At 63.4% G+C, this 13016-nt stretch carries 14 protein-coding genes; 8 read left to right on the forward strand and 6 right to left on the reverse strand.

Translation table 11 applies throughout. The features are described 5' to 3' along the window. The first annotated feature begins 567 nt into the window (after positions 1 to 567). The 5 genes from G579_RS0104960 to bfr all read left to right on the forward strand — a co-directional run bounded on the left by G579_RS0104960 (position 568) and on the right by bfr (position 4041). Positions 568 to 1017, forward strand: coding sequence for a DUF1841 family protein (locus G579_RS0104960; RefSeq protein WP_028989287.1), 450 nt, complete (start codon positions 568 to 570; stop codon positions 1015 to 1017). Between the two features lie 9 nt (positions 1018 to 1026). Next, complete coding sequence (locus tag G579_RS0104965) at positions 1027 to 2820, forward strand: M3 family oligoendopeptidase (RefSeq protein WP_028989288.1); 1794 nt, start codon at positions 1027 to 1029, stop codon at positions 2818 to 2820. Positions 2821 to 2885: 65 nt separating this feature from the next. Next, the gene (locus tag G579_RS0104970) at positions 2886 to 3119 is read left to right on the forward strand and encodes a hypothetical protein (RefSeq protein WP_028989289.1); all 234 of its coding nucleotides are present in this window, start codon (positions 2886 to 2888) and stop codon (positions 3117 to 3119) included. A gap of 119 nt (positions 3120 to 3238) precedes the next feature. Continuing rightward, positions 3239 to 3433: a (2Fe-2S)-binding protein gene (locus G579_RS0104975; protein WP_028989290.1), complete on the forward strand. Its 195-nt coding sequence runs from the start codon at positions 3239 to 3241 to the stop codon at positions 3431 to 3433. 140 nt (positions 3434 to 3573) lie between these two features. Continuing rightward, positions 3574 to 4041, forward strand: coding sequence for a bacterioferritin (gene bfr / locus G579_RS0104980; RefSeq protein ID WP_028989291.1), 468 nt, complete (start codon positions 3574 to 3576; stop codon positions 4039 to 4041). Between the two features lie 116 nt (positions 4042 to 4157). On the opposite strand, the gene G579_RS0104985 is transcribed toward bfr, so the two are convergent. After that, complete coding sequence (locus G579_RS0104985) at positions 4158 to 4901, reverse strand: ZIP family metal transporter (RefSeq protein ID WP_028989292.1); 744 nt, start codon at positions 4899 to 4901, stop codon at positions 4158 to 4160. Between the two features lie 241 nt (positions 4902 to 5142). Here G579_RS0104985 and G579_RS0104990 point away from each other — a divergent pair, with 241 nt between their 5' ends. From G579_RS0104990 to G579_RS18150, 3 genes are all read left to right on the forward strand, one after another. Continuing rightward, positions 5143 to 6804, forward strand: coding sequence for a PhoX family protein (locus G579_RS0104990; protein ID WP_028989293.1), 1662 nt, complete (start codon positions 5143 to 5145; stop codon positions 6802 to 6804). 64 nt (positions 6805 to 6868) lie between these two features. Next, positions 6869 to 8467 carry a hypothetical protein gene (locus G579_RS0104995; RefSeq protein WP_028989294.1) on the forward strand — a complete coding sequence of 533 codons (1599 nt, stop codon included), beginning with the start codon at positions 6869 to 6871 and terminating at the stop codon, positions 8465 to 8467. Between the two features lie 55 nt (positions 8468 to 8522). After that, positions 8523 to 9320 (forward strand): zinc dependent phospholipase C family protein, encoded by a 798-nt coding sequence (locus G579_RS18150; protein ID WP_081662603.1) that lies wholly within the window; start codon positions 8523 to 8525, stop codon positions 9318 to 9320. 137 nt (positions 9321 to 9457) lie between these two features. Here G579_RS18150 and G579_RS18990 read toward each other — a convergent pair whose 3' ends face one another. The 5 genes from G579_RS18990 to G579_RS0105020 all read right to left on the reverse strand — a co-directional run bounded on the left by G579_RS18990 (position 9458) and on the right by G579_RS0105020 (position 13016). Further along, the gene (locus G579_RS18990; RefSeq protein ID WP_155989748.1) at positions 9458 to 9736 is read right to left on the reverse strand and encodes a hypothetical protein; all 279 of its coding nucleotides are present in this window, start codon (positions 9734 to 9736) and stop codon (positions 9458 to 9460) included. Positions 9737 to 10013: 277 nt separating this feature from the next. Next, a complete protein-coding gene (locus tag G579_RS0105005) occupies positions 10014 to 10865 on the reverse strand; it encodes a Tim44 domain-containing protein (RefSeq protein WP_028989295.1) in 852 nt (283 codons plus the stop codon). Between the two features lie 173 nt (positions 10866 to 11038). Beyond that, complete coding sequence (gloA, locus tag G579_RS0105010; protein WP_028989296.1) at positions 11039 to 11449, reverse strand: lactoylglutathione lyase; 411 nt, start codon at positions 11447 to 11449, stop codon at positions 11039 to 11041. Between the two features lie 40 nt (positions 11450 to 11489). Beyond that, positions 11490 to 11804 (reverse strand): pyrimidine/purine nucleoside phosphorylase, encoded by a 315-nt coding sequence (gene ppnP, locus G579_RS0105015; RefSeq protein WP_028989297.1) that lies wholly within the window; start codon positions 11802 to 11804, stop codon positions 11490 to 11492. Positions 11805 to 11807: 3 nt separating this feature from the next. Further along, positions 11808 to 13016, reverse strand: coding sequence for an argininosuccinate synthase (locus G579_RS0105020; protein ID WP_028989298.1), 1209 nt, complete (start codon positions 13014 to 13016; stop codon positions 11808 to 11810).

Below are 13016 nucleotides of genomic sequence, written 5' to 3' on the forward strand. Positions count from 1 at the left end.
ATTCTCCCCCACTGACATGACCCGATAAAATATTTAAATGATAAAATAAACAGATACTTAAAAACGAAGCGGCCTGATGACGATTTTGTAACACAAAGCACGCGGCTTGCCTAGAATTTCTTGAAGAGCGCCTGGGGCGCGTGCAGGAGCAAAGTACCGCGCGGCCAGGAGCGCCGACCGTCCCGCAGCCTTCTCCTGCCTGGCTCCCGGCGGGAGGGGGTGTGCCGACGTGGTACCGTGCCAAAGCCTGGCGGGCTGGCCAGCCCGCTCCTACGACCAGCGGCGACAGCGGGGTTCAGGATCTCGGCTTTCCATCCCCTTTGTCCCGCCGCGTCGCGCGAGGCGGCAGGTCGGGGCGTCTTCTGGTTACTTTTCCGGGGCGCACCGGAAAAGCAACCGGCTGCCGGGCAGCCTCCGACACCGGACCCAGCCCGCTCCAACTTTAAAACCCGTTGGACTCAACCCAACCCCCACCTCGCCCCCGGCGCCCACCCCATTTCTCCCTTTCATCCGGGAAACCAGCCTTGCTAGGATAGTCTAAGGTTATCCAGCCCCACAGGAGCCGGCATGTTATACGGAGACAAACGGGAGACCTACCGCGAGGTCTTCTTCCAAACCTGGCGGAAGTACCAGGAGCAGCGGCCGCTGGAGGGCATCGAGAAGCTGCTCCTGCCCATCATGACCATGCATCCGGAATATCACGAGCTGCTGGCGCACCCCGAGCGCGCCGCGGACCGCGATTACCCGCCGGAGATGGGCCAGACCAACCCTTTCCTCCACATGGGCCTGCACGTATCGATCGCGGAGCAGGTCTCCATCGATCAGCCGCCCGGCATCAAGGCACTCTATGAGCAGGCCTGCCGGCATTTCGGCGATGTGCACGCGGCCGAGCACGCCATCATGGAATGCCTGGCCGAAACGCTCTGGCAAATGCAGCGAAGCGGCAGCTCGCTCGACATGCAGGGCTACCTGAACTGCATCCGGTCCCAATCGGGCCTTCCTCCGGTACACAGCTAAGGGAGCGACATGAACACGGCAACGGATCTTGTCACCACGGGCGCCGAGAACGTCCACTGGAATCTCGCCGACCTTTATCAGGACCTGAACGATACCGCCCTGGAGAACGATCTCCGGTGGGCGGCGGAACAGGCCCAGGCCTTCGAAGCACGCTACCGCACGGAGCTGGCGGCGCTGAGCGCCACGGAACTGCTGGCGGCCGTGCAGACGCTGGAGGCCATCCAGAGCCGCCTGGCGCGGGTCGGCGCCTTTCTCTATCTCAACTACGCCACCCACACCGACGCCCCGCGCTATGGCGCCGCGCTGCAGCGCTACGAGGAGCGGGCGACGGCCGTCCAGCAGCATCTCATCTTTTTCGATCTGGCCTGGAACGCCCTGGATGAAGCCGCCGCCGAGCGCTTCCTGGCCGACCCCGCGCTCAAGCAGTACCGCCATCACCTGCGCAGCGCGCGCCGCTACCGTCCCCACCTGCTCTCCGAGCCGGAGGAAAAGATCCTGGCGGAAAAGCAGGTCACCGGCCGCTCCCTGTGGGAACGCCTCTTCGACGAGACCTTGGCCGAGCTGCGCTTCGACGTGCAGGGCAGGAGCCTCACCGAGCAGGAGACGCTGGCGCTGTTGAGCAATCCCGATCGCGATACCCGGCGCGCGGCGGCCGACGCCCTGACGGCGGGCTTGCAGAGCCGGCTGCGCACGCTGACCAGCTGCTTCAATGCCATGCTCGCCGACAAGTCCCTGGACGACCGGCTGCGCAAGTACCCGCACTGGCTGGCCGACCGCAACCTGGCCAATGAGGCCAGCGACAGCATGGTCGACGCCCTCATCGACGCGGTGGTCGCGCGCTATCCCCTGATGGCCCGCTATTATCGGCTCAAGGCCCGCCTGCTGGGCCTGGAGCGGCTGGAGGACTACGACCGCTATGCGCCCATCCCGGGCGCGGAGCGGCGCTACAGCTGGGACGAGTGCCGCCGCATCGTGCTGGGCGCCTTCACCGACTTCTCGCCGCGCATCGGCGCCATCGTGCAGGAATTCTTCGACAAGCAGTGGATCGACGCCGCTATGGTACCCGGCAAGCGCGGCGGCGCCTTCGCCCACCCGGTCACCCCGGATGCCCATCCTTACGTCTTCGTCAACTTCAGCGGCACCGTGCGCGACGTGATGACCGTGGCGCACGAGCTGGGCCACGGCGTGCACCAGTATCTGGCGCGCGAACAGGGCTTCTTCAATGCCAACACGCCGCTCACCACCGCCGAAACCGCCTCGGTCTTCGGCGAGATGCTCACCTTCGAGCGACTCATGCGCGACGAGCAGGACCCGCGTCGCCGCCTGGGGCTCCTGTGCGGCAAGCTGGAGGATGCCTTCGCCACGGTCTTCCGCCAAGTGGCCATGAACCGCTTCGAGGACGTCATGCACACCACCCGCCGGACGGAAGGCGAGCTGTCCAGCGAGCGCCTATCCGAGCTGTGGATGCAGACCCAGCAGCCGCAGTTCGAGGACGCCGTGCACCTGCGCGACGGCTACCGGATCTGGTGGAGCTACATACCGCACTTCATCGGTTCGCCCGGCTACGTCTATGCCTATGCTTTCGGCGAGCTGCTGACCCTGGCCCTGATCCAGCGCTACCACGAGATGGGCGATGCCTTCGTGGACCGGTATCTGGAGATGCTGCGCCTAGGCGGCGCCGCCAGCCCCGAGGAGGTGGTGGCCCGCGCCGGCGTGGACCTGCGCGATCCCGGCTTCTGGTCCCGCGGCCTCGATTACCTGGAAGGCATGGTGCTGGAAGCGGAGCGGCTGGCATCCGCCTGAGAAACTTCGAGGGCGGTGGTTCAGTCTAGATCCGGGAGAACCCTGTCCTTTCCGAGGAGGCCATCATGAACACGCAACGCGGCGACGTCATGATCCACGTGCACGAAAACCTCACGGCGGATCAGCTCCGCCAGTTGGAAAGCGCCATCTCTCAGACCGGGTGCGCGGCGAGCGCCCAGGCGGCGCCCGATTCCGGGCACATGATCCTGGTGCGCTTCGATCCGCAGTGCACCAGCATGGACGCGCTGCTGCAGGTGGTTCGCGACCAGGGCTTCCGTGCAGACCTGGTGGGGCTGTGAGCGGAACCTGAACGCATCCCGCCCTGCCGTACCCGATCATTTACTGCGGCCAACAGTTATTGACAATCACTCTCATTTAGATTTACATTGTTACCCACGACAGCAACCGGAGGGTAGCCATGTACGTGTGTCTCTGCCATGCCGTGACCGACAGGGATATCAAGCAGGCCGTGGAGAATGGCGCCTGCACCATGCGCCATCTGCGGGATGAGCTCAAGGTCGCCACCCAGTGCGGCCGCTGTGCCCAATGCGCCAAGGGCTGCCTCAACCAAGCCCTGGCCGAACGGGTCTGCAGTGAAAACGAGGCGGCCTGATCCACGCCCGCCTACTCCTTTGGTCCGACGCCGCCCTGTCTTTCACCCCCTATGCTGTTCTTTCTGCGCCCGTCCGCCGCGGAATGCTTTAGGTTTCCGCGCACGGAACACGACCTTCAAATCGAGATGGAGACCATGCCATGCAGGGCGACAAAAAAATAATTGCCTATCTCAATCAGGTGCTCACTAACGAGCTCACTGCCATCAACCAGTACTTCATGCACTACAAGATGTGCGACAACTGGGGCTTCAAGCAGCTCGCGGAGGTCAACCGCAAGGAAAGCATCGAGGAGATGAAGCACGCCGAGGACCTAATGGACCGCATCCTCTTCCTCGAGGGCCTGCCCAACCTGCAAGACCTGCACAAGATCAACGTCGGCGAAACGGTAGAAGAGCAGCTCAGGCTGGACCTGGATCTGGAGATGCAAGCCGCGCCCCTGCTCCGCGAGGCCATCGAATACTGCCGCACCCAGCACGACGAAGTCAGCAAGGCCCTGCTCCAGGACATTCTGGATGCCGAGGAGGAGCACATCGACTGGCTGGAAACGCAGCTCGAGCTGATCGACAAGGTGGGCATCCAGAACTATCTGCAGTCGCAGATGGGATAGTTGGAAGAGACGGGCCGCCAGGCCCGTCTTTCGTGTGCAGCGTCATTGCCCTGACCACCGAGAAGCAGGGCTGTCTTTCCCGCTTGCGGGCCGCGCCCGGCGCGGCCCCAGCCATCCTACCCGTGCATGCGCAGCATGCCGATGGTCACGCCTCCCACCAGAATCAGCAGAATCTGCTGCACCGTCGAGGTCAGCGCCGTCTCGCGATGCATGCCGGGAATCAAGTCGGCCATGGCGATGTAGAGGAAGCCGGCGGCACTGAAGGCCAGGACAAAGGGCACGGCTGCCTGGACGGCGCTCAGGGTGTAGTAGGCCAGCACGGCACCCAGAATGGTGGTGGTGTTCGAGAGCAGGTTGAAGGCCAACGCCTTTGCCCGGGAATAGCCGCTGTGCAGCAGGATGGCGAAGTCCCCGAGCTCCTGCGGGATTTCATGGGCGATGATGGCCAGAGTGGTGGCAATGCCGAGCGGCACCGAGGTGAGGAAAGCCGCGCCGATCACCACGCCGTCCAGGAAGTTGTGAAAGCCGTCGCCCAGGAGAATCAGGGGCGCGGCCGAGCTGTGAGTGTTGCAACTGTCATCATGGCAGTGACGCCAGAGCACCAGCTTCTCCAGAATGAAAAAACCCAGCAGCCCCGCCAGCACCGCCCCCAACACCTCATGCACCGGCGCCTGCTCCAGCGCCTCAGGAATGAGCCCCAGCAGCGAGCCTGCCAACAGCGCGCCCGTGGCGTAACTGATCATCGCCGGCAACAGACGGCGCCGCCCCTCCTCCGGCAGCAGCAGGAAAATACTGGCCGCCAGCACGGACAGCACCCCGCCGGCCATGGACCAGAGCAAAACGATGAGCAAGAGGGACATAGAGGCTCCAGGCAAAATTTGCAGCAATGCTACCCTATCTTGCGCCGGGAGGGGTAGGGATTGCGCCACATTGCACTTGCGGCAACGTCCGGCGCCGGGCGCCGCTGGCCGTTTGCCAAAGAGTTGTCACCATTTGTCACAAAACTGTCACCGAATCTTCATCAGCAGTTCATGATCTTCCCCTAAGATGCCCCGCGGATGCCCGCCTTGTGTGCTCCGATCAGCCAATCAGAGGAAAGACATGAACTTTACGCTCAAACATCTTCCCGTTGCCCTTGCCATGGCCGGCGTGATCAGCCTGAGTGCATGCGTCAGCGACGGCTCCGATACCACTGCGACTACTTCCAGCCAGTCCGCTCTGACCCGCCTCGCCACGACCGCCGCCGGTGCGGAGTTCACCGGCCTGTATCTCACGGAAACTGGCGATCTTTTTTTCAACGTGCAGCACCCCGACGCCGGCAACGCCTTTCCTTATAATCATGGATCCGTGGGCGTGATCGCCGGCACGGACTTCAACCAGCTTCCCACGAGCTTCGCGGCTGTATCGGTACCGGCTTCCACAGCCGAAAAGATGATGGTGCGCACGGCAGTGGGCAGCTATCAGATCATCGCCCGCGGCGGTGACACCCTGGGCGGGCTGGTGCCGGCGGGTCTGGGTACGGTGCTGGCGGCCGATGGCACACCCATCACTCAGTCAGACGACCCGGACATGAACACTTTCGTGCCCATTGCCGGTACGACAGGTGAAGGCTACCTCTTCACCAACTGGGAGGATCGTCCGGGCAACATGAGCCGCCTGCGCATCAAAAAGAACGCCAATGGCGTCTGGAGCGTCACGGAAGCCATGAATGTCGATTTCAAATCGGTACAGGGCACCTGGGTCAACTGTTTCGGCACGCTGAGCCCCTGGGGCAATCCACTCACCTCGGAAGAACTCTATTTCGATGACACCAGCAAGTGGAGCAGCGCGGATAAGGGAGTAGCCAACCTGCAGAAGTACCTGGGCAAGTTCCCCAATCCCTACCGCTACGGTTACATCGTCGAGATCACCAGTCCGGCTGCCACGCCCACGCCGGTCAAGCACTTCGCCATGGGCCGTTTCTCGCACGAGAACTCGGTGGTCATGCCGGACAACAAGACGGCCTATCTCAGCGATGATGGTGACGGCACCGTGTTCTTCAAGTTCGTGGCGAATACGGCGAATGACCTCTCCAGTGGCACGCTCTATGCCGCGAAGGTCACGCAGGATGCCGGCGTCACTGACCCGGCCAAGGCCGGCTTCAATATTGAGTGGGTGGAAATCGGCAAGAGCGATGACACCACGATTGCAACCTGGATCGCGGCCTATGACGGGGACGGCGTCAACCCGGCCAGTTATATTACCGATGCCGACATCAATGCCTGGGCGGAAAAGAAACTGAACAAGGATCTCAATGGCAACGGCACCATTGAATCCCCACTGCACGCCGATGACCGTTACGCCTTCCTCGAATCGCGCAAGGCGGCCAAGGCCTTGGGCGCCACGGCCGAATTCAAGAAGATGGAAGGCGTCAATATCAATTACAACGCCGCCAAGGATGGCAGCGTGCCCTACGCCTACATGGCCATGTCGGACGTGTCCGGCACCATGGCGGATGGTACCGGCGCCATCAATGTGGATGCCAACAAGTGCGGCGTGGTCTATCGCATGAAGCTCGACACCACCTTCAATATCAGCCGCATGGAACCGGCCATTGCCGGTGGCCCCTACGACAAGACCCTGGCTGAAAACCAGTGCGCCGTGGACAACATCTCAAATCCCGACAACATCCTGGTCATGAAGGACGGCCGGGTGATCGTGGGTGAGGACACCGGCTATCACGCCAACAACATGCTCTGGGTTTTCAATTCCACCAACAAATAATGGTGGTTCGAGCTGTCCGGGGAGCGGGTTTCCGCTCCCCTTTTTGCATTGAGAGTAGAGCCAAATGCAAAGATCATCCTATCTTTTATTTCCCCTGCTCACCTTGCTGAGCGCCTGCGGCAAGGAGACGCCCACGCCGGCCGCCATTACCACAGCCGCCGCCAGCGCCCCCGAGCGGATCCATAATCTCGAAGCGACCGTACCGCCACAGTGCTACACCCGTACTCAGGGACAATTCAACCCTTGCTACACCTGCCACCAGACGCGTGCCGATAGCAATCACCCCAACCAGGCGGCGGATGGCCATCTACAGGCCGCCTATGCCTTCTCGGATTTCGCCCTGGAAAATCACTGGAAAAATCTCTTTGTCGATCGCCGTCCGGCCATCGCGCGCATCTCGAACGCCGAGATCCTGAGCTACGTGCGCCAGGACAATTACAGCGCGCTCCCGGCACAACTGCGTACCCGTGGCTGGCAGGGCTACACACCCGATCTGGCAAATCTCTCTCAGGGTCCCGCGGCTTTCGACGCACAGGGCTTCGCCAAGGATGGCAGCGGCTGGCGCGCCTTCAACTACAAGCCCCTGCCCAGTACCTTCTGGCCCACCAACGGCTCCGCCGATGACGTGATGCTGCGCCTGCCCCCGGCCTTCCGCCAGGACGCCGGTGGCCAGTCGTCAACCGCGATCTACCGGCTCAACCTCGACATCCTGGAACTGGCCATTCAGGAACGTAAGCAGATGGACATTGATCCCGTGGATGAAAGCACGGTGGCCTTCGATGTCAACGGCGACGGTCGAATCAAGGGCATGGCGAGAACGCTGCGCCGTCCCGGACACTATGCGGGCCAAGCGCGGACGGTGCCGGTGACGCCCGCACTGTATCCTCAGGGCACGGAATTCCTGCACAGCGTGCGTTATCTGGACCCGCGTCCCGATGGCGTGCAGGGTAGCGCGCGCATGAAGGAACTGCGCTACATGCAGAAAGTGGCCTTCTATACCCCGGCCCAGCTCAACTACCGCTACGGCAACGAGCGTCAGGAAAAGCAGGAAGAGGAGCTCCCCAGTTTTGTGAATCTGGGTGAAAAGGGATTGAGCAACGGTTTTGGCTGGCGCATTCAGGGCTTTATCGAAGCCAGTGATGGGCAACTGCGCCCACAAAGCCGCGAGGAGCAACTTTACTGCATGGGCTGCCATACCGCGCTTGGCAGCACCATCGATCAGACCTTCGCCTTCCCACGCAAGCTGTCGGGATCAAAGGGCTGGGGCTATATCGATCTGCGCGGCATGCCTGACGCCCCGCAACGGGGACAGCGGCAGGGCGAAATCCGCCAGTATCTGGAACGCGTGGGTGGCGGAGATGAATTCCGCCAGAATGCTGAAATGCGAGCCCGATTCTTCCGGGCCGATGGCAAGCTCGATGAGCGCAAGCTGGCGGGAAAGGACGTCTATCAGCTCATCACGCCTTCAAGCGAGCGGGCCTTGGCCCTGAACAAGGCTTACCGGGTCATCGTGCGCGAGCAGAGCTTCCGCTTTGGCCGCGACGCCAGCATCACCCCAATGCGAAACGTCTTTGAGTGCATTGATCCCGCCACCGCGCCAACGCTCTCCCCTAACGTGCGATATGACGCGGATATCCGCCTGGACTGGACGTCCGCACGTTAGGAAAAATTCAAAGATCCTTCACAATCCTGTCATAAAACCCGGCTAGACTCGAAGCATGGCCAAACGCCTCCTGCTCCTGTCCGTCGCCGCCGCTTGCCTAGCCCCCCAGGCCGCCTGGGCTTGGGGGCCGCTAACCCACATGCACTTCGCCCACCTGCTGCTCTGGTCCATTCCCCTGCCCAGCCCGGCCTGGCTGGAAGCCGCGCGCCTCCATCCCCAATTGGTGCTGGCCGGCAGCCTGTTGCCGGACGTGGCCCTCTTCTCCGCCCTGCGTGCCAAGCACAAGCAGCGCTTCCGCACATTGCACCGCTGGGACACGGCTCTGACACTGCTCGACGGCGCCGGCAACCCCAGGCATACCGCGTTGGCACTCGGCTTTACCAGCCATTTGGCCGTGGACATCATCGCCCATCATCGTTTCGTGCCAGAATACGAGCAGCGCTGGGGGCGGCGCTTCATGCTCACCCACACCGTAGCCGAGTGGGCGATGGACGGCCACGTCGCCCGGCAGCTCCCCTTCCGCCCGCGTACCTGCCTGGAGGGATGCCGGCACGAGGCGTTGCAGTGGCTGGAAACGACGGCCCTGCCGCCAGCGCTCAGCCGTCGCTACTTTCTCTATCTCAGCCGCAGCCTGCATGCCCTGGAAAGGCTCAAGCTGGCGGAGCACTGCCACCGCGAATTGCTCGCCCGCGACCTGCAGGCAAGCGGGCGCCTGCAGCATTACTTGCACCATACCCAGGCTCTGCTGACCCAAGTCATGCAAGCACCCCATGCCGGCGCGCACCTGCAATGGAATCCGGATGGCACCACCAGCAAGACCCTGCATCTGCCGAATGCCGGTGCCGTCGATTGAACCCGACGGGACAATCCCGCCCCTGCCCCTGCAAAGCAACGGGCCGGCAACATCGCCGGCCCGCCGTGCCCGGATCGCTCCAAGCATTTAAGCATTTGAAACACCCCTACCATGGCAGCACGCCATGTGCAGGCAGTTCAGCTCCCGCCGGGCGTCCCGGCTACCTGGCCACTCAGGCCATAGACGGGGATGAGTCGATTGCCGTCATCGGTGGAGTTGCCATGCTCACTGCCGGTAATGGACCGGGATCGGATCTCGCCGGGATTGCCCGGACCGATGAGGGAAACACCAGGCGTATTGCCCCCCACTACCACGGACGCGGGCGCGGCATGATAGGGGTCGGCGGATGCGCTCGACAGCGCGCCAAAGGACAGGGACAGCGCCAACGCCGCCCCAAGCACGATGCGTTTTTTCATTTTTCACCTCCACAGATAGCGACAGCGGTTGCCGGCCAGGTCTGCCGGTCCCGTGCCAGCACGCCTGCAGTCCGGCATCGCCATGCGGCCGCCGCATTGGCGGCTGGCACAGGTCTTCAATTAGACGGGCGGCGATACTACGAGTTTATCGGGATGAGCAGTTCGGCGGATGCGCGCTCCAGCAGGGAGCGGCAATAAAAAACCTCCTTGGCCGAGACCAAGGAGGTGGATTGGGCTGGCGCCGCGGCAGTCTGCCGGGACAAGACCGGCCAGACGGCTATGCCTGTTGAATACCCGCCAGATACCAAGTCGGATTGGTACTGTTGACCGGCTTGACGAAATGCCAGATCTCGCTGACCCGCTCGGGATTCGCCTGCGGGTCCTCGCGAATCAGCCCGTCGTAGCGCACGCTGGCGATCCAGCGGTCCGCCTCCGGCGTGATGTCCAGCAGCTGGGCATCCAGGCTCAGAACCTCGGTCACGTTGCGCGCCTCGCCCATTTCCTGGATCTGCGCGCCGAGCTCGCCGAACATCTCCGGCGTGGTGAAGCGGCGCAGGTCGTTCAGGTCCTTGGCATCCCAGGCGGCCTGCAGGCGGTTGTAGGCGGCCTTGGCGCTGTGCAGGAACTCGGCCTCGTCGAAGCCGGCCGGGCGCTGGCTCAGCACGCCGCCGCGAGGACTGTAGCTTTCCTGCGGTTCCAGCACGCCCTGGGCATTGGGGGCATAGTTGGGCTGCTGCCCACCGCCGAGCCCCGCATAGGCCATGGGCTGGGCCTCATGCCGGCGACGCATGGCGCGCATGATCATGAAGATCACCAGGGCGATGCCCAGCAGCACGATGATGTCCAGCGGCTTGATGCCGTCGAAGGCGCCGCCGAACAGCAGGGCGCCGAGCAGGCCGCCCGCCGCCAAGCCGGCCAGAGCGCCGCCCCAGCCGAAGCCCCGGTTGGGCGACTGCGGCACCGTTGCCGGCGCGGGTGCCGGCGCCGGCGTGGCGGGCCGGCTGGGCGCCTCGATGGAGCGCTGCATGCCGGAACTGCGGCCGGCTCCCAGACGCTTGGCCTCGGCATCCACGATGCCGAGGGCCAGGGTCATCATGAATACCGCCATCAACGCATAGAATTTACGCATGACTCATCCTCACTGATTGCACTTCTACTTTTGATGCGAATAAACGTTGGAAATTCCCTGGAAAAGCACTTTTTTGCGGCCCAAAGGGCGGAAAAGCGGGCACGAGTGCCCGCCCGCGCCGGCCATCCCTGGCCGGCCTCGGCACCCGGGGAGCGGTCGCATCCCGCTCCCCGTCAGGCCGGCAGCTCTTCCAGCCCCTGCTGCTTGTGCTGGATCAGCTCGATCTTGTAGCCGTCCGGGTCTTCCACGAAGGCGATCACGGTGGTGCCGTGCTTCATGGGACCGGCCTCGCGCACCACCTTGCCGCCGCGCCGCCGGATCTCGTCGCAGGCGGCATAGGCATCGTCCACCTCGATGGCGATGTGGCCGAACCCCGTGCCCAGCTCGTAGTGGTCGACGCCCCAGTTGTGGGTCAGCTCGATCACGCTGTGCTGCGCTTCGTCACCATAGCCCACGAAGGCCAGGGTGAACTTGCCCTCCGGGTAATCATGACGGCGCAGCAGCCGCATGCCCAGGATCTCCGTATAGAAAGCGATGGAACGGTCCAGATCGCCCACGCGAATCATCGTATGCAGCATTCTCATCGTCCTCTCCTCTTTCGCACGCAATCCGGTGTCAAGCCGCCTAGCCGTAGCTGCAGGCGTAATCCAGCAGATCCAGCACCTCGATGTCGAAGTGGCTGTTGCCCGGCACCGCGAAACTGTCGCCCGCCTGCACCTCGTGCCATTCGGTCTCGTCGGCCAGCTTGTAGCGCGCGTGGCCGGCGATGACCTGCATATGCTCCGGCGCCTCGGTGGAAAAACGGTAGGTGCCCGGATGGATGATGCCGAGCGTTTTCATCTCGCCGTCCGGGAAGATCACGGTGCGGGAGGTGCACTGCCCGCCGTGATAGACGTTGGCTTTCTTGACGATGCTGACGCCCTCGAATCGTTCCGTCATGGTCTACCCCTGTAAGCGTTTGGCGATGCGCATGCGCAAGGCGTTGAGCTTGATGAAGCCCGCCGCATCGGCCTGGTTGTAGGCGCCGAAGTCCTCCTCGAAGGTGGCGATGTGCGGATCGAAGAGGCTCTTGGCGGACTTGCGGCCCACCACGGTCACGTTGCCCTTGTAGAGCTTCAGGCGCACCGTGCCGCTCACGTTCGCCTGGGAGGCGTCGATCATGGCCTGCAGCATCTTGCGCTCCGGCGCCCACCAGTAGCCGTTGTAGATGAGGCTGGCGTAGCGCGGCATGAGTTCATCCTTGAGATGCGCCACCTCACGGTCCAGGGTCAGGGACTCCATGGCCCGGTGGGCGGTCAGCAGGATGGTGCCGCCGGGGGTCTCGTAGACGCCGCGCGACTTCATGCCCACGTAGCGGTTCTCGACGAGATCCAGGCGGCCGATGCCGTTTTCGCCGCCGAGCTGGTTGAGCTTGGCCAGCAGGTTGGCCGGCGACAGGCGCTCGCCGTCGATGGCCACCGGGTCGCCGCCCTCGAAGTCGATCTCGACATAGATGGGCTTGTCGGGCGCCCGTTCCGGCGACACGGAGAGCACGAACATCTCCTCGTCCGGCTCCACCCACGGATCCTCCAGCACCCGGCCCTCGAAGGAGATGTGCAGCAGGTTGCGGTCGGTGGAGTACGGGCTGTCGCCGCGCTTGTTGCGCGCTACCGGAATGCCGTGCTGGTCGGCATAGGCCAGCAGCTTCTCGCGCGAAGTGAGGTCCCACTCGCGCCAGGGGGCGATTACGCGGATGTTGGGCTCCAGGCCGTAGTAGCCGAGCTCGAAGCGCACCTGGTCGTTGCCCTTGCCGGTGGCGCCGTGGGCCACCGCGTCGGCGCCCACCTGCCGGGCGATCTCGATCTGGCGCTTGGCGATCAGCGGGCGGGCGATGCTGGTGCCGAGCAGGTACACGCCTTCGTAGAGGGTGTTGGCGCGGAACATGGGAAACACGAATTCGCGGACGAACTCCTCGCGCAGATCGTCGATGAAGATCTCCTTGACCCCGAACTGCCGGGCCTTCTCGCGCGCCGGCTCCAGCTCCTCGCCCTGGCCGATGTCGGCGGTGAAGGTCACCACCTCGCACTGGTAGGTATCCTGCAGCCACTTGAGAATGATGGAGGTGTCCAACCCGCCCGAATAGGCCAGCACGACCTTTTTGACGTCACTCAT

The organism is Thermithiobacillus tepidarius DSM 3134, assembly GCF_000423825.1.
Taxonomy (GTDB): domain Bacteria; phylum Pseudomonadota; class Gammaproteobacteria; order Acidithiobacillales; family Thermithiobacillaceae; genus Thermithiobacillus; species Thermithiobacillus tepidarius.

Bases quoted from the DNA above. Each gene is read 5' to 3' on its own strand.
- gloA (WP_028989296.1), bottom strand. From the start codon at position 11,449: ATGAGAATGCTGCATACGATGATTCGCGTGGGCGATCTGGACCGTTCC.
- bfr (WP_028989291.1), top strand. From the start codon at position 3,574: ATGCAGGGCGACAAAAAAATAATTGCCTATCTCAATCAGGTGCTCACT.
- G579_RS0104975 (WP_028989290.1), top strand. From the start codon at position 3,239: ATGTACGTGTGTCTCTGCCATGCCGTGACCGACAGGGATATCAAGCAG.
- G579_RS0104995 (WP_028989294.1), top strand. From the start codon at position 6,869: ATGCAAAGATCATCCTATCTTTTATTTCCCCTGCTCACCTTGCTGAGC.
- G579_RS0104970 (WP_028989289.1), top strand. From the start codon at position 2,886: ATGAACACGCAACGCGGCGACGTCATGATCCACGTGCACGAAAACCTC.
- G579_RS18150 (WP_081662603.1), top strand. From the start codon at position 8,523: ATGGCCAAACGCCTCCTGCTCCTGTCCGTCGCCGCCGCTTGCCTAGCC.
- G579_RS0104985 (WP_028989292.1), bottom strand. From the start codon at position 4,901: ATGTCCCTCTTGCTCATCGTTTTGCTCTGGTCCATGGCCGGCGGGGTG.
- G579_RS18990 (WP_155989748.1), bottom strand. From the start codon at position 9,736: ATGAAAAAACGCATCGTGCTTGGGGCGGCGTTGGCGCTGTCCCTGTCC.
- G579_RS0104965 (WP_028989288.1), top strand. From the start codon at position 1,027: ATGAACACGGCAACGGATCTTGTCACCACGGGCGCCGAGAACGTCCAC.
- ppnP (WP_028989297.1), bottom strand. From the start codon at position 11,804: ATGACGGAACGATTCGAGGGCGTCAGCATCGTCAAGAAAGCCAACGTC.
- G579_RS0105020 (WP_028989298.1), bottom strand. From the start codon at position 13,016: ATGAGTGACGTCAAAAAGGTCGTGCTGGCCTATTCGGGCGGGTTGGAC.
- G579_RS0105005 (WP_028989295.1), bottom strand. From the start codon at position 10,865: ATGCGTAAATTCTATGCGTTGATGGCGGTATTCATGATGACCCTGGCC.
- G579_RS0104990 (WP_028989293.1), top strand. From the start codon at position 5,143: ATGAACTTTACGCTCAAACATCTTCCCGTTGCCCTTGCCATGGCCGGC.
- G579_RS0104960 (WP_028989287.1), top strand. From the start codon at position 568: ATGTTATACGGAGACAAACGGGAGACCTACCGCGAGGTCTTCTTCCAA.